We start from the raw sequence: 22,703 nt of genomic DNA on the forward strand, positions 1-22,703 counted from the left end.
GGGGGTTAGAGGCCGAGGACGGCTTTGTCGATGATCTGGCGCTGGACCTCGGAGCTGCCGCTGTAGATCGAGACCTTGCGGTAGTTGAGGTAGGTGGGCACGGTCAGCTGCGCCCAGGCGGGGGCGGAGATGTCGGCGGTGCCGTTCGCGGCGGCCGGGTCCGGCGGTGCGACGGCGAGCGAATCGGTGCCGGCGATGTCGGCGAGGATTTCGGTCGCCGCCTGCTGGAGCTCGCTGCCGCGCAGTTTGAGGAGGCTCGACGCCGGGTTGGGCTTGCCGTCGGCCGACGATGCGACGACGCGCAGCTGGGTGAGTTCGAGGGCCATCAGCTCGTTCTCCAGCTCGGCCAGGCGGGCTGCGAACAACGGGTCCTCGAGCAGCGTTCCAGTGGCCGTCTTGGTCTGCGCGGCCAGCTTCTTGGCGCGGGCCAGCTGAACCTTGGAGTGTCCGACGCGGGCGACGCCGGTGCGCTCGTTGCCGAGGAGGAACTTGGCGTAGGACCAGCCGGCGTTCTCCTCGCCGACGAGTTGGTCGGCCGGGACGCGGACGTTGTTGAAGAAAACCTCGTTGACCTCGTATCCGCCGTCGATCAGCTGGATCGGGCGGACCTCGATACCCGGGGTGTTCATCTCGATCAGCAGCATGCTGATGCCGGCTTGGCGCTTGGGGGCGTCGGGGTTGGTGCGCACCAGCGCGAAGATCCAGTCGGCGTACTGACCCAGCGTCGTCCACGTCTTCTGTCCGTTGACGACCCACTCGTCGCCGTCGCGGACCGCGCGGGTCTTCAGCGAGGCGAGGTCCGAACCGGCCTCCGGCTCGGAAAAGCCTTGGCACCACCAGATGTCGCAGTTGGCAGTGGCGGGCAGGAAGCGCTTCTTCTGCTCCTCCGAGCCGAACTCGGCGATGACCGGTCCGATCATGGCCGAGTTGAACGGCAACGGGTCGGGTACCGAGGAGAGGGCGAACTCTTCGCGCCACAGGTGGTGCTGGATCGGGGTCCAGTCCTTGCCGCCCCAGGCGACCGGCCAGTTGGGGACGCACAGCCCGCCGCCGTCGAGGGCCTTCATCGTCGTCACGATGTCGTCGGGGTAGCGGAGCTTGCCCGTGGCGGCGCGCTCGCGGACCTCGGCGGGGACCTCGGTGGTGAAGAACGTGCGAATCTCGTCGCGGAAGGCGATTTCGTCGGCGGAGAGTTTCAGCTGCATGGTTCTTTGATACTCCAGGTTCGCTGACGGTTGGCGAGAACCACCCCGATCGTGGCGGAGGCGACGTGTAGCGTCGGCAGCCATGACCAAGGTGAGTGCCTTTACCGACGACTGTCTGGGAGAGCTCGACGCGGTGGGGGTGGCCCGGGCGATCAGGGCGGGCGACTTTTCACCTGAAGAGGCGGCCCGGGCCGCGTTGGCGCGGATCGACGCGGTGGAGCCGCAGCTGAGTGCGGTGGCCCAGGACGATCGCGAGCGAGGACTGGCGCGGGCGGCGGCGGGCGAGTTCCCGGACGGGTCGCTGCGCGGGGTGCCGGCGATGATCAAGAACAACACCCACTTCGCGGGGATCCCGACGCAGCACGGGTCGGCCGCGGTGCCGCCGAGGCCGGCCGAACACAACGAGAAGTTCACCGACCAGTTGTTGGCGTCGGGCATCAACCTCCTCGGGGCGACGACGCTGCCGGCGTTCGGGTTGACCGCGACGACCGAGTTCGTCGACCGGCCCCCGACGCGCAACCCGTGGAACACCGACTACTCGGCGGGTGCGTCATCGGGCGGCTCGGCCGCGTTGGTGGCGGCCGGGGCGCTGCCGATCGCCCACGCGAACGATGGCGGCGGCTCCATCCGGATCCCCGCCGCGTGTTGCGGCCTCGTGGGCTTCAAGCCATCGCGCGACCGGGTTATCGCGTCGGCGGAAGGGGAGTCCCTGCCCATCGACCTGATCTCCAACGGTGTGGTGACCCGCAGCGTGCGGGACACGGCCTACTTCCTGGCCGACACCCAGCGCTACGCGCCGGCGGCGAAGATGCCCGAACTCGGTCTGGTGGAAGGACCGAGCGGGCGGCGGTTGCGGATCGCGCTGATCTCCGAGCCGATCACCGGCGGCCTGCTCGACCCCGAGACGTCGATTGCGCTGGAGTCGGTGGCGGAGTTGCTGGCGGCGCAGGGCCACATGATCGACCGGGTGCCCCTGCCGGTGGAGCGCAGCTACGTTCAGCAGTTCACCGACTACTGGGCGCTGTTGGCCTTCAGCATCGACCACTTCGGAAAACGCGTGATCGACAAGGGGTTTGACCGGTCCCAATTGGATGCGTTCACCCGCGGACTGTCGAAGAAGTTCGTCAAGCGGTTCTGGGCCACGCCCGGTGTCCTGTTGGGGTTGCGGAAGTCGACCGCACAGTTCCGCGAGCTCTGCCGGGACTTCGACGTGGTCTACTCGCCGACGCTGTCGCACACGACTCCGAAGCTGGGCTACCTCGATCCCGCTGGCGACTTCGACGAGATCTTCGAGCGCCTCATGCAATACGTGACGTTCACGCCCGCCAACAACACGTCGGGCACCCCGGCGGTCAGCCTCCCGTTGGCGCAGACCAGAGACGGATTGCCGATCGGGTTGCACTTCTGCGCAGACGTGGGCAACGAGCAAACCCTGCTCGAACTGGCCTATCAGCTCGAAGCGGAGCGCCCTTTCGCGCGCATCCAGGACTGATCCGCGCCGGCCGGTATGAAGTTCTCAAGGTACGTGTGTGGCCCGGGGGCCGAATGTGCTGCGCTGGTGGAATTTTCAGGTGGGTGTGGCCGGGGTTAGGCGGCGGCGTGGTTGGCGAGGGTGAGGGTGCGTCGGTTGTGGCAGCGGATCCAGTCACCTCCTTCGGGACTCTGGAACCAGGGGTGGCCGTCGAAGCCGATTTGGATGTTCCAGCCTTTGCCGTGGACATACGTGTGGTGATGCAGCGAACAGAGCAGCACGGTGTTCTTGAGGTTCGTCTCCCCACCATCAGCCCAATGCTTGATGTGATGCCCTTCGCACCATGACGGCGGCTTCCCGCAGCCGGGGAACTGGCATCCACCGTCGCGGGCTTCGAGTGCTTTGCGGAGGGTGCCGGTGACGAACCGTTGGGTGCGTTTGGCATCCAACGGCACCGAGTCCGCAGTGATCAACGCGGTGACTTCGGTGCTGCCGCAGGCGATTTCACGGGCCGTCTCGGCTGATACCGAGCCGGTGAATCCCAGGCGTGCGGCGTGAGCCTCGCCTAGAGGGCTGTCGGGTACCAGGGTGGGCAGTGGCACGGTCATGGTGATGTGCGGGACGATCCCGCCCACTGTCGGACGGTTTCGGGACGCCAGATAGGCGGTGATCACGGTGACCAGGGCATCGGCGGTGCGTTGCGCCCGAGTACGCGGATCCGGGGAGCCATCGGGCGCCGGGATCGGCTTGGCCAGGGCGTCCAACGCGGTGTGGAGCTTTTCACCGGACAGCTGATCCAGATCAGCCTCCAGCGTCACGCGTCCCTCATCGGTGCGTGACACGGTGGCCTGGTTCAACGACGGATTATCGGCCGGTGGGGTGCTGGGCGGATCGAGTGGTGCTAACTCGTGGCCGAGTTCGCGGGCCTTCTCCATGACTTGGGCGGGTTGATCGATCCGGGCGTGCGCCAACAATGTCGTCGCAGTCTTGTCGCGCACCTCGCTAAATCCATCAGCACCCATGCGGGTGGCGATGTGGTCCAAGCCGCGGATCACCGCATCCGCATGCTCGATTCCCAGGTCGCCGTCGCGGACCTCGCGCACCAGGTTCGGCAGATCATCCAAGTGCTGGGCCAACCTGGCGACCCGGTTGACGGTGGCCGGCGCCAACGGCAACTCCCGCAACAGATCGCGGCCGTTCTTCAACCGATTCCGTACTGGGATACCGATGGCCTCGGCCCGGGCGGCCGCGGCAGCCAACAAGTAGGAGGCGATGTTGCCCATGCGCACCGCGGTGACCATCACCCCGAGCAAGGCCTTGTCGTCGACAATCGCCTCCGCCGACGCCAACAACGCGCCCATGCCGGTACCGGATTCAACGGCGGCCGGCGCCAAGTCGTCGGTCAGGTCGGTGACGAATGCGGTGAGTTCGTCGTGGTTCATGTGGCCCCCCCAGATCCAGGTTCGCATCGTGTTGTGCGGACTCCGGGTTAGAATCTGTGTGCTGATAGGCTTGTATTTACATATTACACTAGATCAAGGGTCTGACAAGGAGAGTTTAAGTGGGTTGAACTGGGGTGATGATGGTTGGACACGCCGTCCTGGCGAGTTGTCTGGCTCCATCAACGGGGGTGTGGATGCGGCAGGTCGGCGCGACACGCGTCGCTCGCCGCCCGTATGTGGACTCGCTTTCTGGCGCCATGTCGTCGATGACTATTCCGTCGGGCGTTGGCGTACTTTTCTCGGTCGGCCTTCTCCTCGGTCGCATCGACGAGATCAAACACAGGGACTCGCCCGTAGCGAACCAAGGCCAACTCAAAGAGGTGGCCACTCGACCCGCAAAGGGAGTGGCGCTCGACCGCAGAAGGAGGAGCGCGATAGCTCCTAGCCGACCACGGTCCAATCGGGGTGCTTCGGGTCGCGTCCATCGCCTGACGAGCGTCCGCGCACTCGCCGCATCACCCAGGGGAACAGGTGACGTCCGGCGAACTCGACATGGTCGAGGAGTCCCGGCGTGGCCGCGGCGGTGGCCGGTTCCGGAGTCGGCGCATTGTCGACGAGGGCGGCCAACACCTCGGCGGCCACCCGGCGGTGTCCTTGGGGGGCGAGGTGAAGCCGGTCGGACGACCAGTAGGACGGATTGCGCAATTCGGCGGTGTTGAACAGGTCGACGAAAGTCACGTCGTGGCGGGCCGCGATCTCGGCGACCATGGCGGTCAGCTGCTCGCCGCGCTGGTGGATCGTCGACCCGAAGGGCAGCTGTGCGGACGGGTCGGCGCCGCTCAGCAGGACGACGCGGGCGCCGGACGCGGCTCCGTCGAGGACCGCCTGCTCGGTTTTCGAGTGGAGGAACGCGGGGTCGCAGCCACGCCGCAGCATGTCGTTGCCGCCGCCGTTGATCGTCAGGATCGTCGGCGCCGGGTCGAGTCGCAGGGCGGCCGGGAGCTGGTCGTCGACGATGGGGCCCAACAACCGGCCGCGGATGGCGAAGTTGGCGTAAGCGATCGGTTCGCCGTGCGCGAGGGCCAGGCCCTCGGCGACGAGATCGGCCCACCCGCGCATGTTTCCGTCGGGCCGGGGATCGCCGACGCCTTCGGTGAAGCTGTCGCCGATCGCCGCGAAGCGGACGCGGGGGATCACGGTGGCCGCGATGGAATCCGCCGGCATCGGGGACGTGGGGGAGGACGGGGTGCTCATGGCACTACTCCTTTGCGGACGGTCCGAGACGGTGCGGTTGAGGGAACCGGTGACGAACCTACGCCCACCCCAGGTGAAGTTCGCACTCCGTTCACCCAACCGTGCTGCGATGGCGGTATGAAGCGCCAGTGCCGGATCGCCGCACCGATAGCCGCCGTCCTCCTCGTCGCCGCCTGTGGTTCCGGGCAGGCCCCGGGAGTCGACGGGAACGACGCCGCGAAGGTCTCGATCGACCGCGACGCCGTGGGCGACATCGCCGGCAACGGCGGTGCGCGACGGCTGCGCAAGGACCAGACCGAGGCGATCGCCGATTCGCTGCAGCGCTCCGGTGCCCGCAACGTCATCCTCATCATCGGCGACGGCACGTCGGACCAGGAGTACACCCTGGCCCGCAACTATCAGTGGGGTGCGGCGGGCACGATTCCGGGGATCGACGACCTCCCGCTCACCGGCGCGTACACGACCTACGCCCTGGACAAGGACACCGGAAAGCCGGACTACACCACCGATTCCGCGGCATCGGCCACCGCATTCGCCACCGGGACCAAGACTTACAACGGCGCGATCTCCGTCGACCGGCACGGCCGCCCGCAGCGCTCGGTCATCGAGATCGCCAAGGCCAACGGCCTCGCCACCGGCAACGTCACCACCGCCGCACTGCAGGACGCGACACCGGCCGTACAGGTGGCCCACGTCGTCGACCGCAAGTGCGACGGGCCGAAGAAGACCGCCGAGCGGTGTCCGGGCAATGCGCTTGAGAACGGCGGTGCCGGCTCGATCACCGAGCAGCTGTTGGCCGCGCGTGCCGATGTCACCCTCGGTGGCGGCTGGAAGGTCTTCGACGAGACCGCGACGGCGGGGCACTACCGTGACAAGACCCTGGAGGCGCAGGCGAAGGAGCGCGGCTATCGGATCGTGCGCTCGGCCGACGAACTGCGTGCGGTGACGAAGGCCGATCAGTCCGAGCCGTTGCTCGGCGTCTTCGCCGACAAGGTGATGCCGCGGATGTGGGCCGAACTCAACGCCCAGCCCGGCGGCGCGCGGATGCCCGCGGCCCGCTGCGCGCCGAACCCGGCGATGACGGCGCAGACACCAAAGCTCGGCGAGATGACGCGCAAGGCGATCGAGCTCTTGTCGGCGGGTGGCCGTAACGGCAAGGGCTTCTTCCTTCAGGTCGAATCCGCGTCGATCGACAAGGCGGCGCACTCGGCCGATCCGTGCGGGCAGATCGGTGAGACGGTGCAACTGTCCGATGCGACGACCGTCGCCCTCGAGTACGCGAAACGGCACAAGGACACCTTGGTGATCGTCACCGGCGACCACGGGCACGCCACCCAGGTCATCCAAACCGGTGAGGACACGCCGGGTTTGACCCGCACGCTGTTGACCGTCGACGGATCGCCGATGACCGTCAACTACGGCACCTCGCGGCTGCGCGACGAGCAGCAGCACTCCGGCGTCCAGGTCCGCATCGCCGCATACGGTCCGGGGGCGGCGAATGTGGTCGGACTGCTCGACCAGACCGACACCTTCTTCGTCATCACCGACGCACTTCGACTGGACCGGAACAAGCGGTAGCGGCCACCCTCCCGACCTTGCACTCGCAGTGGGAGAGTGCTAGAACGGTGTTGGCACTCTCCTACCGGGAGTGCTAGGTCGGGACGGTGAGATCGGTCGTTGACACGCCGGTCGTCCGTCGCGGGCACCGAGTCCGGCCATAGAAACCTAGTGTCACCCCCCACCGGAGGATCACTTACCAATGGCCAAGCAAATCGCGTTCGACGAAGAGGCCCGTCGCGGCCTCGAGCGGGGTCTCAACACCCTTGCCGACGCAGTCAAAGTGACGTTGGGCCCCAAGGGTCGCAACGTCGTTCTGGAGAAGAAGTGGGGCGCCCCCACGATCACCAACGATGGTGTTTCCATCGCCAAGGAGATCGACCTGGAGGAGCCGTACGAGAAGATCGGCGCCGAGCTGGTCAAGGAAGTCGCCAAGAAGACTGACGACGTCGCCGGCGACGGCACCACCACCGCCACCGTGCTGGCTCAGGCGCTCGTGAGCGAAGGCCTGCGCAACGTTGCGGCCGGCGCCAACCCGCTGGGCCTCAAGCGCGGCATCGAGAAGGCCGTCGAGGCCGTCTCCGCGTCGCTGCTGAAGAGCGCCAAGGAGGTTGAGACCAAGGAGCAGATCGCTGCCACCGCGGGCATCTCCGCCGGTGACCCCGCGATCGGCGAGCTCATCGCCGAGGCGATGGACAAGGTCGGCAACGAGGGCGTCATCACCGTTGAGGAGTCGAACACCTTCGGCCTTCAGCTGGAGCTGACCGAGGGCATGCGCTTCGACAAGGGCTACATCTCGGGCTACTTCGTGACCGACCCGGACCGCCAGGAAGCCGTTCTCGAGGACCCGTACATCCTGCTCGTCTCGAGCAAGATCTCGACCGTCAAGGACCTGCTGCCCCTGCTGGAGAAGGTCATTCAGGCCGGCAAGCCGCTGCTGATCATCGCCGAGGACGTCGAGGGCGAGGCCCTGTCGACCCTGGTCGTGAACAAGCTGCGCGGCACCTTCAAGTCTGTGGCCGTCAAGGCCCCGGGCTTCGGTGACCGTCGCAAGGCCATGCTCGCCGACATCGCCATCCTCACCGGTGGCGAGGTCATCAGCGAAGAGGTCGGCCTCTCGCTGGAGGGCGCCGGCCTGGAGTCGCTCGGTACCGCGCGCAAGATCGTCGTCACCAAGGACGAGACCGTCATCGTCGACGGCGCCGGCGACAAGGCTCAGATCGACGGCCGTACCGCCCAGATCCGCCAGGAGATCGAGAACAGCGACTCCGATTACGACCGTGAGAAGCTGCAGGAGCGCCTGGCCAAGCTGGCCGGCGGTGTTGCGGTCATCAAGGCGGGCGCGGCCACCGAGGTCGAGCTCAAGGAGCGCAAGCACCGCATCGAGGACGCCGTTCGCAACGCGAAGGCGGCCGTCGAGGAGGGCATCGTCGCCGGTGGTGGCGTCGCCCTGCTGCAGTCCGAGGGTGCTATCGACAAGCTGGACATCGAGGGCGACGAGGCGACCGGTGCCAACATCGTTCGCGTCGCACTGTCGGCCCCGGCCAAGCAGATCGCGATCAACGCCGGCCTCGAGCCCGGTGTGGTTGCCGACAAGATCCGCCACGCCAAGAAGGGCACCGGCCTCAACGCCGCCACCGGCGAGTACGAGGACCTGCTCAAGGCCGGCATCAACGACCCGGTGAAGGTCACCCGCTCGGCGCTGCAGAACGCTGCGTCGATTGCGGCCCTGTTCCTCACCACCGAGGCCGTTGTCGCCGACAAGCCGGAGAAGAACCCGGCCCCGGCGATGCCGGGTGGCGACGAGATGGGCGGCATGGGCTTCTAAACCCGCCGCTCCTATCGAGCACCAATCGGGGCCGATCACCCAGCCGGGTGATCGGCCCCGATTCTTTGTGTGGTCGGTGGAACTCAGGCGAGGATGATGCAGGTCGTCGTGCCGTGCGCGACGAGCTTGCCGTTCGCGTCGATGACCTTGCCCTCGGCGGTGGCGGTGCGCCGCCCGACGTGGATGGTCTCACCGATCCCGGTCAGCTCCCCGGCGTCGACGGCGACGGTGCGGATGTAGTTCACCTTGAGCTCCAGCGTCGTGTAGCCGACGCCGGCCGGCAGGGTGGTGTGCACCGCGCAACCCATCACCGAGTCCAGCAGCGTCGCACACACGCCGCCGTGCACCGAGCCGAGTGGATTGGCGAAGTCGGGTTGGGGGGTCACGGCGAAGCTGACCTTCCCCTCGTCAAGGCTCACCGGGCGCATCCCCAGCAGGCGTCCGATGCTGGGGACCGGGTCGGGGTCGGTGACGGTCTGCTGCCACAGGCGCAGCAGCTCGAGGCCGGAGAGTTCGAGCGGGTTGACGGTGGTGTCGGTATTACCCTGGTCTGCGTTCATGGATATGTATGATGGCATACATAGAATTCCAGTTCAACGGATGAAGGTGGCCATGGCGGATCCTGGTTCGGGTGGCGGCGTGCGGGATCGGATGATCGCCGCGGCTGCTGATCTCATCGGCCGCGACGGGGTTGCGGCCGCGTCGATCGGCAAGGTCCTCACAGCCAGCCGCGCCCCGCGCGGATCGATCTACCACCACTTTCCCCAGGGGCGGACCGAGCTCATGACGGCCGGCGTCCGCCACGCGGGCAGCGTGATGAAGCGGCGGATCGTCGACGCAGACGGGGGCGCGCGTCCCTCCGATCGAATCCGCGAAATCGGTGACTTCTGGCGCCGGTTGCTGGTCGCGACCGACTTCGAATTCGGGTGCCCGGTGTTGGCCGGCGGGCTCGCGCACACCACCGATCCGGAGGTGGCCGCCGAAGCCGGTGCGATCCTTGAGGATTGGCAACTCGGCATCGCCGACAAGCTCGTCGACGACGGCGTCGACCCGGCGCGTGCCGGGTCGCTGTCGGCCCTCGTCCTCTCGGCCGTCGAAGGGGCCGTCGGCCTCTGTCAGGCGCTGCGCAGCACCGAGCCGCTGGACCGGGTCGTCGATGAGCTGGGGCGGGTCTGCGACGCCGCCGCCGAGGGGTAACGGCGTCGGCCGGTTGAGACGGGAGACGTGATTCGTTCCCTTTAGCTGTGTGATTAGTAGTATGTTTCCCGTTGGTCGACCAGCCGAAGGGAGTGCAGCCGATGACACCGGTCTATCGCGCGGCACTCGGCTCGGAATTTGATCGTCTGCATCCGAACTTGCAGTGGCGCTACGGGATTGACTCCACGGCCGGCGTCGCACAGATGATGACCGGGCTGATCGAATCGATCTACATCACCGCGGCGCTGCCGCCGCCGATGGTCTGGTACTACGGCAAGCGCAATGCGATGCCGTCCAAGACGTCGCGGATGCTTCCGTTCAAGGCCGGGAATTACTGCTATCGCGACGAACTGGGCCGCGAGTGCCTCGCCGTCTTGCGCACCTTCGACTACTCGACCGGGGAACGGCACCTCAACTCGGTGATCGTCGACGGCGTCGACGGATTTGTCGACTACTTCGGCGACGGTCCCGAGCTGCTGTATCCGATCGAGCCGTCGGTGACCAAGGACGGATCGCTGCTCTTGGAGAGTGGGCCGGTGCGCTGGCTCCGCGGCCCCAAGTTCGCCATGCGCGGTCCCTTTGTGGCGCAGATGAAGTACCTCGAAGGATGGGACGAGGAGCATCAGCGTTTCCGCTGCGACGCCACGGTCCGCAACCCCGTGATCGGCGAGGTTCTGCACTATCGCGGATGGTTCACCGCCGTCGACAAACCGATCACGATGGCCGATATTCCCGACGAGGCCTGGCCTTACAAGCTCATCGACCGGGAGTCCTGACGCGGGGCCCCTTCGACAGGTAGGTTGGCTGCCATGGGAGTCTCCGCGAGTACGAAATTCGACATTGCCGCACCACCATCGGTGGTCATGGAAGTTCTGCAGGACATCGAGTCCTTGCCCGAGTGGTCCGGGCCGCACAAGTCGGCAGAGATCGTCGAGGAGTACGACGACGGGCTGCCCAAGCTGGTCAAGGTGAAAGTCTCGGTCGGCCCGATTACCGACGAGCAGACCCTGACCTACCAATGGACCGACAACACCTGCACCTGGGACTTGGTCGAGGGCACCCAGTTGTCCAAGCAGCACGGCACCTACACGATCACCGAGACCGACAAGGGCTCGCAGGTCGAGTTCACGCTCGACGTCGACCTCAAGGTCAAGCTGCCGGGTCTGATCGTGAAGCAGGGGCAGAAGACCGCGGTCGAGACCGCCAAGAAGGGGCTCACCAAAGAGGCACTGAAGCGGGCTGCCGGATGAACGCCGTTCGGGCCATCGCGGCCGCCGGGGTCCTCGCCGCGGGCGCGTGGTTGACGGTCGCCGTGGGCGGTGAGGCCACCGCCTCGGCCGGGACCCTGTGCCAGGCGGCCAACGGACACAACCAGCAACACGTCCGCGGGACCAGCGGGTGCGGTGCGCGGGCCGGCAAGGGCAGTACCGCCCGCGCCGAGGACACCAGCGGCTACGGCACCGCGGTGTCGGTGGCCAGCAGTGGCGGCCGCGCCGACGCGCGGAGCATGGGGCAGAAGTCCACCGCCCTGGCCGGGGCCAAGCGGGGCGGCGACGCAAAGTCGTTCGCCACCGGTCCGGGGGCCTTCTCGGTCGCCCAGGCCGATCACCGGGGTACCGCACTCGCCGTCGGCGGCTGGGGTGGCTCGGCGATCTCCACCCCGCGCGGGCTCGCCTGCTCGGGTGGCTTCGCGTTCGCCTGGGAGTCGACCTCGGGCCGCGTCTGCGTGCACAGCGGCGCACTGGGGTACTCGAACTACTGACCGGCGGAGTCGGCCACCGCAGGTAGTCTTGGTTGGTGCGCAGCCTCCTCGCCTTCCTCGCCGGCGTCATCGCCATCGGTGCCATCGTCGTCGCCCTGCCATCGCTGTGGCTCACCGAGCGCGTCGTCGAGCCGAGCGGCTTTCGGGCCACCGCGGTGAAGATGGGGGAGAACTCCGATGTCCGCGACTTCATGGCGGACACGATCACGACGCAGATCGCCAACCGCGCCGGGTCGGCGGCCGGGACCCTGGCCCGGCCGATCGCCGTCCGGTACACCCACTCGGCCGCGTTCACCGAGGACTTCGTCGACGTGGCGACGCAGCAGCACCGATGGTTGTTCGAGCCGCCGCCCGCCGGTGTCGACCCGGAGGTGATGCAACTCGATCTGACCGGGATGGTGCGCCGCGTCGCAAGCCAGGCGAACCCGGCCTTCGCCGGTTTGATCCCCGGCCCGGTCCTGGTTCCGGTGAGCCACCGGGATCGGGCGCTGGAGGCGGGCCGCTACCGGGAGCCGGGCCGGCAGGTCAAGGTCCTCGCTTACGGCAGCATCGCCGTGGCCCTTCTCGCCGGACTACTCGCGTTGTTGATCAGTGGCAACCGGGCCGCCATGCTCTCCTGGCTGGGATTCGGCGGCGTGCTCTCGGCCGTCGTGTCCTGGGCAGGCGGCTACTACTTCGCCGCCCGTGCCAAAGACGAGGTGTCCGGCACTGAGGCGGGCGTGCGCCACGTCGCCGAAGTGACGATCGACGGCTTGGTCGACAACCTGCACCAGTGGGCCCTGGTGGTCGGTGGTGTGGGCGCGGTGGTCCTCGTCGTCGGGCTAGCCATCCGGTCGTTCGACCGCGGCTGAGCGTTGCGAACCGAAGAAGATTGGCTGAGGCTAGCCTCGTCGAGGCATTGAGGGGTGTGGGGCGGCGCGCCGGGCTCGCGAGATTAATAACCTAGTGTCGCGTGTCGTTAATTAGTTTATCCTGACTTGGCTCACGTTGGCGATTTCGGGTGCTGGTAGGGCTGTGACCAGTGTTGATGGGTGTGGAGGGGGACACTAACGGCGGGGTTCTAGGCTGTCTTTGTGGCGTTCGTGCGGACGGTGAAGACGAAGTCGGGGGCGACTGCAGTGCAGATCGTGTACTCCCGGCGCGGCGGTTCCCGCAAGATCGAGCACATCGGGTCGGCCCATGATGAGGCCGGGGTGGCGGCGTTGAAGGCGGCGGCGGCCGAGCGGCTGGCTGAGGGGCAGGGCCAGTTGGAGTTGGGTCTGGCGGCCCAGGCCGGTGGCGGTCCGTTGCCGATCACAGGCACGAGGATGACGGTGCTGTGGGACAGCCTGGATCGGGTGTTCACCGAGGTCTTCGGCGCGAATATCAACGGGGACACTGTGTTCCGGGATTTGGTGTTGGCCCGGATCATCGAGCCGACTAGCAAACTCGATTCGTTGTGGGTCCTCGAGGAGGTCGGGGTGCCCGCACCGTCGTATGCCACCCTCAAACGGCGGCTGCCGGTCTACGCCGCCACCCGGTGGCGCCAGCAGTTGGCGGCGGCGTGCGCCGCGCACGCCGGTCTGGGGCCGGCCACCCTGGTGCTCTACGACGTCACCACGTTGTACTTCGAGACCGACAAGGCCGACGGGTTCCGCGAACCCGGATTCAGCAAGGAGCGCCGCCTAGAGCCGCAGATCACCGCGCGCAGCGACGAATTATGGACAGCTTCACCCGCCATGTCGCTACTGAGGGTTACGACGGCACCAAGCTTTCGGGCATAGCCGCTGAACTTGGCATCTCGCAAGGGACGATCATCCACCACTTCGGCTCGAAGGAGAAGTTGTTGGCGACGATGCATGAGAGATACATGGCCGCCAGGATCGGTGAGCTCAAGGAAATCGTTCGGGTGCTGGCCACGCCCGAAGAGCGGCTGGCAGGGATTCTGTTCTCCTTCGTCCTCGCCTACCGCTACAGCCGTGACGCGACGATCGCGGCCCAGCGCGAAATCGTGCGGCTTCGGGACTCACCGGCCCGAGCGGCCGGCGTCGAACTACGGCGCCGCTACTTCCGGTTAGTCGCTGGGGTTGTCGACGACGGTGTTGCCACGGGTGTCTTCCGGCCAACCGACACGACTTTGGAGACGTTCTTCATGTTCGGCGCCTCGCAATGGATGTGGACTTGGTACCGGGTAGATGGCCGGTTGGAACCGGAGGAGGCCGCGCGATCCCTGGTCCGGTCGGTCCTCTCGGGCCTGCTGAACGATCGGTCTGGTATCGACGGTCTGATCGAGGCGGACGGCCCGACGGCTCGGGCGGTCATTGGCATCCTCGCGCGATGACCCCTTGGATAGCTAGGGCGAACTTTCTCGAACTGCAAGGACTGGGATTGCCGGACCGCTATTCAGTTGAGTGCCCGTATAGGTCCGCGCGTTGGCAGCCCGCCGAGTCGGGTCGCGGCGTCGCCGCCAGGACGGCACCCAGTGCGGTCAGCACGTCGGCGGGGTTGCCGAGGTTCAACCCCGTCAGGTCGGACACCTTGCGCAACCGATAGGTCACAGTGTTCGGGTGGACGTGGAGTTCCTGGGCGGTCGTCGCGGTGCTGCAAGCGTTGTCGAGGTAACAGCGCAAGGTTTGCCAGAGCACCGCATCGTCGGCGATCGGATCCAGACGAGCGGCGCTGAGTCGGCTCGCCCGGGTCGGGCGGCTCAGTTGGAACTCCACGGCGAGGTCGGCGAAGCGCACCACCGGCCGATGCGACGACTGGCGTTGGGCGATCGACAACAGGTCGCGCAGTTGGGGAACCACCTCGGCGACCTCGTCGGCGCGGACGAGGTCGACGGCGCACGTGGTGCGTGCGGCCATGCGTTCGCCGAGTTGGCGGAGTCGGTCGTCGAGCTCGGCGGCGTCGGGCGGTGCGGTCGTCGACTCCGCATGGGGCGCGGGGCGCACCGGAAGCAGGGCGATCCCACCGCCGGCGGTGAGTGAATACAAGGCCTCGCCGCGGCCGAGCCCGTCGAATTGGCGCTGCAGGCGCCGGACCTTGCGCGCCGCTGCGACGGTGCTCGACACCATCGCATCGGTTTCGTCCGGGTTGGGTTCCACGGCCACCGCCACCGCCCAGTACTCCGGTTCGACGGTGAGGTGGAACCGGGCGGCGACTTCGCGGTATCGGCCGCCGTCGATCAACGCGGCCAGCAGCTCGCTGCGCCCCGGGCGGGGCTCGCTCGGCCTTCCGAGGTCATCCGCGTCGTAGCCCGCGATGACTGCCCGGGTGGCGGCGCGCAGCCATGCGTAATGGAGATCGCCGATCCGGACGAGGTCGCCTTCGGCGAACCGGGTGCCGTCCTGGGCGAGGCCGGCGATCGTCGCCCACCAGTGCCGCGCGCCGACGTGATAGGCGTCGAGGACGTCGGACAGCGGTACCTGCTCGTCGGCCCGGTTGCCGGCCGAGGCGATCAGGTCGGCGAGGTCGTCGTCGGACGGTGGTTCGCCGGTGCGCAGTACCCGCAGCATGATCTCGAAGTTGCGCCGGACGATCCGGGTGACGTCGGTCTTGACCGTCTCGGCGGGCAGCGACCGGTAGAAGTCGACCTCGGCGCAGATCCGGGTGACGACCTCCGCGACCAGCGCCGCGGTCCGCTGGGCCAGGTGATCAACCAAGCGCAGGGGCGGACAGGGGAAGGCATGGGGGCTGCCCGCTTGGGCTGGTTCGTGCAGTGCTGTCATGAGTCCGGATCGATCGGGTGGTCGGAGTACCTCTCAACGGTCCCACATCACCGGGTTCCATCGGGCACCCTTGCCGAAGCCGACACCCCCAGCCGGGCCGCGGCGGCGTTGCGCCGGACTTCGTCGAACGCCTTGTCACGCGGCAACAGCCAGCGTTCGCCGACGAAAAACTCCCCGGCCCGGCGATCGCGGTAGGCGATGTGGCGCAACCAGGCGGTGGTCACACCAATGAACGGGTTGGTCTTGGCCGAGCGGGCGACGTCGAGGTGGTGCGCCGACTTCGAGACGGCGAAATACGCCGGAGCGGTTTGCAGCCCGTTGTACTGGTAGACCTTCTGCCAAGCCCAGGGCGGCACGACAATGTCCTTGCGGCCGCCCAGGATGAGTGTCGGGACGTGAACGGTGGCCCCGACGGCGAGCGGTCCGTTCTGGATGGCGAAAACTCCGACGACCCGGAAGTTCGGAATGACCGCCCGCCCGGCGTCCTGGTACGCCGACGCAGCCTGCAGCGCGCCCTGGCCGCCGGCCGAGTGTCCGGCGTAGGTGACGCGCGAGAAATCCACCTTCCGGTAGAGCGGGGTGCCGCGCTGGGCATTGAGGTGGGCGAGGACGGCGGTGCCGAGGGTCGGCACCTCGACCATCGAGTTCCAGAACGTGAACGGTATCGCGACGATGAAGCCGTGGCTGGACCAGTTTCGGGCCAGCGCCGTGTATTGGGCGGAGTTGCCGGCGATACCCGGCATAAAGATCACCGCCGGAAACGGTCCTTTCGATCTCGGGCCCGTGGGCGCGAAGATCTGCACCCCGACCGGAGATCCCAGCCCGTAGGGAAAGGCATCCGAGCAGGTCGCTGTTTCGCGGTTACCTTCGGCATGCGCCTGCAGCCCCATGATCAGCCCCATGAGCGACCGGTCGCAGGGCCCCGACGCGTAGTTCGTCGCCACCCTCAGCGGTCCCGGTTTGCCGAACTCCGCGCCCACGTCCGGCGCGGGTGCCCCATCCGTCGGCGCAGGCTGAATTGGGGCGGCGTCGGCTGTACCGGCTGATGCCGCGGTGACAACGACGATCGCCGCGCAGGCGGCAGCCGTCAGTCTTCGAATAGTGATCCCCGTCATAGGAGTTCATCTTGGGGTCGGAGAGCGCCGGGACTGTTATGTGGGCACACAAACATCGGGGCGGGTTGTTGGTTGCGATCACCATTCGCCGGCCGGGACTCGGCGATAGTGTCATCCGGATCAGGGAGTACGCGGAGGAAATACGCGGATGAAAGGGGAGTGCCCGGGATGAGTGTTGTGGTGCGCGGGACGCGGTTGGCCGCGGTGGGTGTCGGGGTGCTCGTCGCGGGAGCGCTCCTGGCAGCTCCGGCAGACGCCGCCCCGCTGCGCGGCGCCGAGTACGTTGCCCTCGGTGATTCGGCGGCCGCCGGGCCGCTGATCGAACCGCAGGACCGATCCTCGCCGGGGTGCTTTCGGGCAGAACGGAACTACCCGGCGGTGATCGCCCAGCGCGTCGGCGCTCGGTTGCGTGACGCGACGTGCTCGTCGGCGCGATCGGCGAACGTTTACGCGACGCCGCAGCGCACGGTGGCCGGGCTGGTCCCGGTTCAGGCGTCGACGCTCTCGGCGCGGACCAGGCTGGTGACCCTGACGATCGGGCTGAACGACGTGGGGATGTTCCCGATCGCGCTCTCGTGCGCGAGCATCCCCGGTTCGACGCCGTGCAACCAGCGGTATCGCCGAGGTGGCCCCGACGACCTCCATGTCCGGATCAATGCCGCGGGAGTCAAATGGGGACGGATGCTTGACTCGATCCGTCGTCATGCCCCGAACGCGAAGGTCGTCGTCGTCGGCTACGGCACCTACATCCGCAGCGGCGGTTGCGCAGCCCAGCCGATCCGGCCCGCCGACGCCGACTTCTTCCGCAGCGTAGTGGCCAAAGCCAACCGGGTAATGGCCGCGCAAGCGCAGCGGAGGGGAATGCAGTTCGTCGACATCGGCCCGATGAGCGAGGGGCACGACATGTGCGCGCCACCGGCCCGGCAATACTTCTACGGCACGGTCCCGTCGGAACTCGGTGTGCCGCTGCATCCGACACCGCTCGGGATGGTCGCGATCGGCCGGTACGTGGCGAGCCGACTGGGCTGAGGCTATTCCTACGGTCCCAACTGCTGCCAGAGGAATTCGTAGGCCAGCGCGGCGAGGAAGGCAGCCTGCTTGTTGTCGGCCGCGCCACCGTGCCCGCCCTCGATGTTCTCGTAGTAGAGGACGTCGGTGTGGCCGGTCTGCTCCAGCAGTGCGGCGAATTTGCGCGCGTGGCCCGGGTGGACCCGGTCGTCGCGGGTCGAGGTGGTGATCAGGATCGGCGGGCAGGGAGTGTCCGCGTGGACGTTGTGGTACGGCGAGAACGGCTTGATGAACTCCCATTCGGCAGGGTCGTCGGGGTTGCCGTACTCGGCCACCCAGGACGCCCCGGCGAGCATCGTGTGGTAACGCCGCATGTCGATCAGCGGGACCTGGCACACCAGCGCGCCGAAAAGCTCGGGGTTCTTGGTCGCCATGACTCCCATGAGCAGTCCGCCGTTGGATCCGCCCATGGCGCCGAGCTGCGCGACGGTGGTCAGACCGTCGGCGACGAGCGCCTTGGCGACCGAGGAGAAGTCTTCGTACACCTTGTGGCGGCCGGCCTTCTGCGTCTGGGTGTGCCAGGTGGGGCCGTATTCGCCGCCGCCGCGGATGTTCGCGATGACGTAGATCCCGCCGTCGCTGATCCAGTTGCGCCCGGCCGCCCCGGCGTACCCGGGGACGAGTGCGTTCTGGAATCCGCCGTAGCCGTAGAGCAGGGTGGGGCCGGTCGTCACGTCGGCGCGGCGCACCACGAAATAGGGGATGCGCGTCCCGTCGTCGGAGGTGGTGAAGAACTGTTCGGCGACGACGCCGGTCGAGTCGTAGAACTCCGGCGAGTGTTTGATGGGCCCGACCCCGTCGATCGTGTTGCCGTGCAGCAGGGTGGGCGGCGTGGTGAACGTGCTCGACGAGAGGAAGATCTCGTCGCCGTCCTCGGGGTCGGTGTCGAGGATCGAGATGGTCGCCAGGTCGGGCAGGCCGGCGAGTTCGGCGGGTTGCCAATCACCCAGGGTCAACAGCGACACCCGCGTCGCGACGTCGTGCAGCGTGATCAGCACCAGGTGCGACCGGGTCATCGAAATGTCGGCGAGGCTCGTCGACGCGTCCGGGGCGAACAGCACGGTCGCGTCGCGCCCGCCGGCGAGAAAGTCGTCGTAGTCGAAGACCAGCAGGCTCCCCGGTTCGTGGACGGTTCCGGCGAGCTCCCACGGCGACCGTGGGATCACGAGGAGCCACTGCCGATAGGGCGAGGCCTGGGCGTCGGTCGGCACATCGATGAGGATCAGTTCGCCGTCGGAGCCGATCTGGTAGGTCAGCGAGTTGTAGAAATCGGTGGAGCGGACCGCAAAATGGCGCTCGAATCCGGGAGTGCTGTCGTAGGAGGCGCCGGCCGAGACGTCGGTGTATTCACCGGTGAACACGGTGGTCGCATCGGCGAAGTCGGTGCCGCGGGCCCATCGCTTGGTGATGCGGGGATAGCCGGATTCGGTCAGTGACGGATGGCCGTCGGGGGCGGGGCCGAAGTCGGTGCTCACGTAGACGGTGTCGGGGTCGAGCCAACTCATCGAGGACTTCGCCTCCGGCAGCGTGAAGCCGCCGTCGGCAGGATCGACCCAGCGGCGGTCCTGCAAGTCGTACTCGCGGATCACCGTTGCGTCCGCGCCACCGCGCGACAGGGAGACCAACACGTGGCGCCACACGCCCGAGCCGTCGCGCGGGCGCAGGACGCGGGCACCGGCCCACACCCAGTTCTCGTCCTCGTCGTCGGCGAGTGTGTCGACATCGATGATCACGTCCCACTCGGGTTTGTCGGTGCGGTAGGACTCCAGGGTGGTGCGCCGCCACAGGCCGCGCGGGTTGTCCGCGTCGCGCCAGAAGTTGTACAGGTGATCGCCGCGCCGGACCACGCCGGGGATCTTGTCGTCGTTGTCGAGGATCTCCAGCGTCTGCGAGCGGATCTTCTCGAAACGCGGTGTGGTGGCGAGGGCTTGGCGGGAGAGTTCGTTCTGCTCGCGCACCCAGGCCAGCGCGGAATCGCCGTCGATGTCTTCGAGCCATCCGTTGGGGTCGGTGTCGGTCATCGCTCCATCATGCCCCGACGGCCGACGAGTCGGCGCTGGCGTCGGTCACGCGCCGAGGAGTCCGGCGTACTTCGATTCGACGATCGCCTGGATCTCGTGGGCGCTGGTGGCCAGCTTCTTGGCCTCCTCGACTGCTTGGCCGAGGAGCTTGGACTGCTCGATGGACACGATGTGGAACTTCTTGTCCGGGGTGAACTTCGCGGTCACGTTGCCCGAGAGGCCGTTCTCGACGGCGAGTTCGTTGATGAGGTCCAGCTTGGCCTCGCCGGAGCCCTCGCCGAAGTCCATCTCGGCGAGATCGACCCAGACGATATTCGGATGGGTCGTCGACTCGAAGACGTAGCGGAGGTTGGTGAGGTCGGTGACCGTCTGCCAGAGGGTCTGTGAGGCGTCGGGCTTCCCGGGTTCGGGGGTGCGGAAGGGTTGGGCGGCATTGCGGATGATGCTGAACATCGCCGCGATCGCATGGATCTGGTCGGCCGGTTGGACCTGTTGGTTGACGTAGTAGAGCGCCCGCGCGAACCGGTCGCGGGCGTCGCAGGTCCCGGGCAGCGGATCGTCGCCGCCGAGTCCGGAGAACTTGGTGACCAGCTCCAACTGCTGGTCGTAGCTCGGCGAATTGGTCATCACGAGGTAGTCCCGGCTGTGGTAGACGTCCAGCTTGCCGTCGAGGTACTCCAGGATCACCGAGTCGCCGGTGGCGTCGTCGAGGGCCAGGTGGATCGCGGGTTGGCTGCCGCCGGTGGGATCAGCCATCGGGATCACCTGGGGGTTGTGCTCGCGCGTCCAGGCGACCGCCTCGTCGACGGTGGCGAAGTTGTCCAGGTAGTACTGCAGCCACACCGACATGGCCAACTGGGGGCGGTCGGGATCGGGGGTGCCGTAGTCCGACTCGGCCAACCACAGGACGTGCCCGCCCAGGCCCTTCTCGTTCACACCGTCGGTGGACAAGATGTCGTACACCCCGGCGACGACGCTGCCGTAGGCGGCCGTCCAGGTCAGCTTTCCGTCGACGCGGTCGTCGCGGCGGATTCCGCGGGGCAGCTTCCACAGGTTGGTGTTGAGTTCCTGGTGGAAGTCCATGTTCCGGCCGACGATCACGGTCCCGTTGGCATCGGGCCACATCACGCGAGTGCACATACCGTTCACGACCTTCCGGACGGATTCAGTTCGGGGGACGTCCCGCGAGACCGACTCTACGGGTTGTCCGGTCGGGCCGGGTCGGCTTGGTAGAGCCGCCTATCCGACTACCTCGCCGGTCCGGACCGGGCACCGCGTGTGGGTGTAGATCGTCGGCATGCAGAGGTTGCAGTGGGTGCACTGCGAACGGACCGTCGGATCGGCGGCCAAGCGGTTGGGCAGGTCGGGTTCGCGCAGCAGCGCCCGGCCCATCGCGACGAAGTCGAACCCCTCGGCCATCGCAGTGTCGATGGAGTCGCGGTCGGTCACGCCGCCGAGCAGGATGAGCGGCATCCGCACCGCGCTGCGCAATTGCCGGGCCAGGGGGAGCAGGTAGGCGTCGTGGTAGGGGTAGGCCTTCAGGAACACCGGACCGGCCGCCTTGAGCCCCCAGCGCATGGCGCCGGTGAAAGCCTGGGCGAACTCCTTGCGCGGGGCATCGCCGTGGAACAGGTACATCGGGTTCAGCAGTGAACTGCCGGCCGTCGGTTCGATGGCGTCGAGGTGTCCGTCGGCTTCGAAGAGTCGGGCCACCTCGCAGGCCTCGTCGACGTCGAATCCGCGCAGCGGGCCGCGCCGCGGCGTGCCGTCGTACATGTTGAGCTTCACCCAGACGGCGACCTGGTCGCCGACGGCGTCACGGACCGCCTCGGCCACCTCGCGGGCGAACCGGGCGCGGTTGGTCAGCGAGCCGCCGTAGGCGTCGCGGCGACGGTTGAGCAAGGGGGACAGGAAGCTCGACAGCAGGTAGTTGTGGCCGCAGTGCAGTTCCAGCGCGTCGAACCCGGAGTCGACGGCCAGCCGGGCGCCGTCGGCGAAAGTCTGGACCAGGGCGGCGATTTCGTCGGGGTCGGGCGAATGCGTGAAGGACATCCCCATCGGGGCCGGCATCCGGCTGGCGGCGAGTGCGGTGGCGCGGTTGGAGACCGAGTTGGCCACCGGCCCGGCATGGCCCACCTGGGCGGCGGCCAGGGCACCCTCGGCGTGGATGGCGTCGGTGAGGCGCCGCAGCCCGGGCACGGCGTCGGGGCGCAACCAGATCTGGTGGCGATCGGTGCGGCCCTCGGGGGCGACCGCGCAATAGGCGACGGTGCTGATCGCCACGCCGCCGGCGGCATGTTCCCGGTGGAACTCGACGAGGTCGTCGGTGACCACGGCGTCGGGGGTCATCCCCTCGAAGGTGGCGCACTTGATGAGCCGGTTGCGGGTGCGCAGGGGGCCGAGGCGGGCAGGGGCGAACGGGTCGGGATGGGTGCTGGTCATCGGTGGCTGCTTTCGTTGGGCGGTGACGTCGGGCTGTGACGTCGGGAACGGGGGCTAGGCGGTCGCGGGAACCGGCGCGGACAACCCGGCGATCACGAACGACCGCAACGCGGCGAGGTCGTCGGGGGAGCGGGGGATGCGGTCGGCGCGTCCGTAGACGGTGAGGATCAGGTCGAAGGCCAGTGCCCAGCGGCTCCGGGCGGTCTTCTCGTCGAGGTCGGACAGCAGACCGCCCCACCGCCGCAGCGATGTCCAGTCGCCAGGGATGGCCGGCCACCGCGTCGTCGGGGAATCGGCGACGAGGCGCGCCAACAGGTGCAGGTGGGTCCGGCCGGTCTGTTCGGCGGCGATCTCGGCGAACGGGGCGAGGACGGCGTCGACCACGTCGGGCACCGTCGACGACGGGCCCAGGGCCGTGACCGCATCGGTCCAACGGGGCACGAGTCGCTCGTTGAGCAGGGCTGCGACCAGGTCTTCCTTGGTTCCGAAGTGGTAGTGGACCGCGGCGACGTTGGCCCCCGCGGCGGTGCAGATGGCCCGGACCGACACCGCGTCGTAGGAGGATGCGGCGAAGAGCTCCTCGGCGGCGGCGAGGAGGCGGTCGCGGGTGGCGGCTTCGGGGGGCACGGAAACA

The 22,703-nt window shown here is 67.7% G+C and carries 20 protein-coding genes and 1 pseudogene; 11 read left to right on the forward strand and 10 right to left on the reverse strand.

All coding sequences use genetic code 11. From position 1 onward, the window contains the following. Positions 1-5: 5 nt before the first annotated feature. The gene (locus nbrcactino_RS03585; protein WP_161926113.1) at positions 6-1,205 is read right to left on the reverse strand and encodes an acyl-CoA dehydrogenase family protein; all 1,200 of its coding nucleotides are present in this window, start codon (positions 1,203-1,205) and stop codon (positions 6-8) included. A gap of 82 nt (positions 1,206-1,287) precedes the next feature. Here nbrcactino_RS03585 and nbrcactino_RS03590 point away from each other — a divergent pair, with 82 nt between their 5' ends. Beyond that, on the forward strand, positions 1,288-2,697 hold the full coding sequence (locus tag nbrcactino_RS03590) for an amidase (protein WP_161926114.1): 1,410 nt from the start codon (positions 1,288-1,290) through the stop codon (positions 2,695-2,697). A gap of 95 nt (positions 2,698-2,792) precedes the next feature. On the opposite strand, the gene nbrcactino_RS03595 is transcribed toward nbrcactino_RS03590, so the two are convergent. After that, complete coding sequence (locus nbrcactino_RS03595; RefSeq protein WP_161926115.1) at positions 2,793-4,118, reverse strand: HNH endonuclease signature motif containing protein; 1,326 nt, start codon at positions 4,116-4,118, stop codon at positions 2,793-2,795. Positions 4,119-4,559: 441 nt separating this feature from the next. Next, positions 4,560-5,372 (reverse strand): SGNH/GDSL hydrolase family protein, encoded by an 813-nt coding sequence (locus nbrcactino_RS03600; RefSeq protein ID WP_228460662.1) that lies wholly within the window; start codon positions 5,370-5,372, stop codon positions 4,560-4,562. Between the two features lie 117 nt (positions 5,373-5,489). Between nbrcactino_RS03600 and phoA the strand changes: the two genes are divergently transcribed. Both phoA and groL read left to right on the forward strand, forming a co-directional pair. Then, positions 5,490-6,950, forward strand: coding sequence for an alkaline phosphatase (gene phoA, locus nbrcactino_RS03605; RefSeq protein ID WP_161926116.1), 1,461 nt, complete (start codon positions 5,490-5,492; stop codon positions 6,948-6,950). A 181-nt stretch (positions 6,951-7,131) separates the two neighbouring features. Further along, positions 7,132-8,757, forward strand: coding sequence for a chaperonin GroEL (groL, locus tag nbrcactino_RS03610; RefSeq protein WP_161926117.1), 1,626 nt, complete (start codon positions 7,132-7,134; stop codon positions 8,755-8,757). A gap of 83 nt (positions 8,758-8,840) precedes the next feature. On the opposite strand, the gene nbrcactino_RS03615 is transcribed toward groL, so the two are convergent. Further along, positions 8,841-9,317, reverse strand: a complete 477-nt coding sequence (locus nbrcactino_RS03615; protein WP_161926118.1) for a PaaI family thioesterase — start codon at positions 9,315-9,317, stop codon at positions 8,841-8,843. Between the two features lie 40 nt (positions 9,318-9,357). Here nbrcactino_RS03615 and nbrcactino_RS03620 point away from each other — a divergent pair, with 40 nt between their 5' ends. The 7 genes and pseudogenes from nbrcactino_RS03620 to nbrcactino_RS03650 all read left to right on the forward strand — a co-directional run bounded on the left by nbrcactino_RS03620 (position 9,358) and on the right by nbrcactino_RS03650 (position 14,036). Further along, positions 9,358-9,954 carry a TetR/AcrR family transcriptional regulator gene (locus nbrcactino_RS03620; protein WP_161926119.1) on the forward strand — a complete coding sequence of 199 codons (597 nt, stop codon included), beginning with the start codon at positions 9,358-9,360 and terminating at the stop codon, positions 9,952-9,954. Positions 9,955-10,055: 101 nt separating this feature from the next. Beyond that, a complete protein-coding gene (locus nbrcactino_RS03625) occupies positions 10,056-10,730 on the forward strand; it encodes a DUF4166 domain-containing protein (RefSeq protein WP_161926120.1) in 675 nt (224 codons plus the stop codon). 33 nt (positions 10,731-10,763) lie between these two features. After that, positions 10,764-11,204, forward strand: a complete 441-nt coding sequence (locus nbrcactino_RS03630; protein WP_161926121.1) for an SRPBCC family protein — start codon at positions 10,764-10,766, stop codon at positions 11,202-11,204. Then, positions 11,201-11,716: a DUF6764 family protein gene (locus nbrcactino_RS03635; RefSeq protein WP_161926122.1), complete on the forward strand. Its 516-nt coding sequence runs from the start codon at positions 11,201-11,203 to the stop codon at positions 11,714-11,716. Before nbrcactino_RS03630 ends, nbrcactino_RS03635 begins: the two co-directional genes overlap by 4 nt. Positions 11,717-11,751: 35 nt before the next feature. Then, positions 11,752-12,567 (forward strand): hypothetical protein, encoded by an 816-nt coding sequence (locus nbrcactino_RS03640; protein ID WP_161926123.1) that lies wholly within the window; start codon positions 11,752-11,754, stop codon positions 12,565-12,567. A 222-nt stretch (positions 12,568-12,789) separates the two neighbouring features. Continuing rightward, positions 12,790-13,398, forward strand: a pseudogene (locus tag nbrcactino_RS03645) (IS1634 family transposase); the annotation flags it as partial. Between the two features lie 17 nt (positions 13,399-13,415). Then, positions 13,416-14,036: a TetR/AcrR family transcriptional regulator gene (locus tag nbrcactino_RS03650; protein WP_161926124.1), complete on the forward strand. Its 621-nt coding sequence runs from the start codon at positions 13,416-13,418 to the stop codon at positions 14,034-14,036. A 58-nt stretch (positions 14,037-14,094) separates the two neighbouring features. On the opposite strand, the gene nbrcactino_RS03655 is transcribed toward nbrcactino_RS03650, so the two are convergent. Further along, entirely contained in the window at positions 14,095-15,423 is a 1,329-nt protein-coding gene (locus tag nbrcactino_RS03655) for a PucR family transcriptional regulator (RefSeq protein ID WP_161926125.1), read from the reverse strand. A 47-nt stretch (positions 15,424-15,470) separates the two neighbouring features. After that, positions 15,471-16,403, reverse strand: a complete 933-nt coding sequence (locus nbrcactino_RS03660; protein WP_161926126.1) for an alpha/beta hydrolase family protein — start codon at positions 16,401-16,403, stop codon at positions 15,471-15,473. Positions 16,404-16,706: 303 nt separating this feature from the next. On the opposite strand from nbrcactino_RS03660, the gene nbrcactino_RS03665 reads away from it, so the two are divergent. Next, entirely contained in the window at positions 16,707-17,567 is an 861-nt protein-coding gene (locus tag nbrcactino_RS03665; RefSeq protein ID WP_161926127.1) for an SGNH/GDSL hydrolase family protein, read from the forward strand. Between the two features lie 8 nt (positions 17,568-17,575). Here the strand turns inward: nbrcactino_RS03665 and nbrcactino_RS03670 are convergent, their stop codons facing one another. The 4 genes from nbrcactino_RS03670 to nbrcactino_RS03685 form a co-directional block, all read right to left on the reverse strand. After that, the gene (locus nbrcactino_RS03670; protein WP_161926128.1) at positions 17,576-19,627 is read right to left on the reverse strand and encodes a prolyl oligopeptidase family serine peptidase; all 2,052 of its coding nucleotides are present in this window, start codon (positions 19,625-19,627) and stop codon (positions 17,576-17,578) included. Positions 19,628-19,672: 45 nt separating this feature from the next. Then, positions 19,673-20,767: a linear amide C-N hydrolase gene (locus tag nbrcactino_RS03675; protein ID WP_161926129.1), complete on the reverse strand. Its 1,095-nt coding sequence runs from the start codon at positions 20,765-20,767 to the stop codon at positions 19,673-19,675. A 99-nt stretch (positions 20,768-20,866) separates the two neighbouring features. Further along, a complete protein-coding gene (locus tag nbrcactino_RS03680) occupies positions 20,867-22,069 on the reverse strand; it encodes an NADH:flavin oxidoreductase (RefSeq protein ID WP_161926130.1) in 1,203 nt (400 codons plus the stop codon). 54 nt (positions 22,070-22,123) lie between these two features. Further along, the gene (locus nbrcactino_RS03685) at positions 22,124-22,696 is read right to left on the reverse strand and encodes a TetR/AcrR family transcriptional regulator (protein WP_161926131.1); all 573 of its coding nucleotides are present in this window, start codon (positions 22,694-22,696) and stop codon (positions 22,124-22,126) included. Between the last annotated feature and the right edge of the window lie 7 nt (positions 22,697-22,703).

The organism is Gordonia crocea, from assembly GCF_009932435.1.
Classification (GTDB): domain Bacteria; phylum Actinomycetota; class Actinomycetes; order Mycobacteriales; family Mycobacteriaceae; genus Gordonia; species Gordonia crocea.

What these genes read in the sequence shown, in the direction of transcription:
- groL (WP_161926117.1), top strand. Translation starts at nt 7,132, where the DNA reads ATGGCCAAGCAAATCGCGTTCGACGAAGAGGCCCGTCGCGGCCTCGAG.
- nbrcactino_RS03600 (WP_228460662.1), bottom strand. Translation starts at nt 5,372, where the DNA reads ATGAGCACCCCGTCCTCCCCCACGTCCCCGATGCCGGCGGATTCCATC.
- nbrcactino_RS03665 (WP_161926127.1), top strand. Translation starts at nt 16,707, where the DNA reads ATGAGTGTTGTGGTGCGCGGGACGCGGTTGGCCGCGGTGGGTGTCGGG.
- nbrcactino_RS03680 (WP_161926130.1), bottom strand. Translation starts at nt 22,069, where the DNA reads ATGACCAGCACCCATCCCGACCCGTTCGCCCCTGCCCGCCTCGGCCCC.
- nbrcactino_RS03670 (WP_161926128.1), bottom strand. Translation starts at nt 19,627, where the DNA reads ATGACCGACACCGACCCCAACGGATGGCTCGAAGACATCGACGGCGAT.
- nbrcactino_RS03650 (WP_161926124.1), top strand. Translation starts at nt 13,416, where the DNA reads ATGGACAGCTTCACCCGCCATGTCGCTACTGAGGGTTACGACGGCACC.
- nbrcactino_RS03675 (WP_161926129.1), bottom strand. Translation starts at nt 20,767, where the DNA reads ATGTGCACTCGCGTGATGTGGCCCGATGCCAACGGGACCGTGATCGTC.
- nbrcactino_RS03630 (WP_161926121.1), top strand. Translation starts at nt 10,764, where the DNA reads ATGGGAGTCTCCGCGAGTACGAAATTCGACATTGCCGCACCACCATCG.
- nbrcactino_RS03635 (WP_161926122.1), top strand. Translation starts at nt 11,201, where the DNA reads ATGAACGCCGTTCGGGCCATCGCGGCCGCCGGGGTCCTCGCCGCGGGC.
- nbrcactino_RS03615 (WP_161926118.1), bottom strand. Translation starts at nt 9,317, where the DNA reads ATGAACGCAGACCAGGGTAATACCGACACCACCGTCAACCCGCTCGAA.
- nbrcactino_RS03655 (WP_161926125.1), bottom strand. Translation starts at nt 15,423, where the DNA reads ATGACAGCACTGCACGAACCAGCCCAAGCGGGCAGCCCCCATGCCTTC.
- nbrcactino_RS03625 (WP_161926120.1), top strand. Translation starts at nt 10,056, where the DNA reads ATGACACCGGTCTATCGCGCGGCACTCGGCTCGGAATTTGATCGTCTG.
- nbrcactino_RS03620 (WP_161926119.1), top strand. Translation starts at nt 9,358, where the DNA reads ATGAAGGTGGCCATGGCGGATCCTGGTTCGGGTGGCGGCGTGCGGGAT.
- nbrcactino_RS03585 (WP_161926113.1), bottom strand. Translation starts at nt 1,205, where the DNA reads ATGCAGCTGAAACTCTCCGCCGACGAAATCGCCTTCCGCGACGAGATT.
- phoA (WP_161926116.1), top strand. Translation starts at nt 5,490, where the DNA reads ATGAAGCGCCAGTGCCGGATCGCCGCACCGATAGCCGCCGTCCTCCTC.
- nbrcactino_RS03590 (WP_161926114.1), top strand. Translation starts at nt 1,288, where the DNA reads ATGACCAAGGTGAGTGCCTTTACCGACGACTGTCTGGGAGAGCTCGAC.
- nbrcactino_RS03595 (WP_161926115.1), bottom strand. Translation starts at nt 4,118, where the DNA reads ATGAACCACGACGAACTCACCGCATTCGTCACCGACCTGACCGACGAC.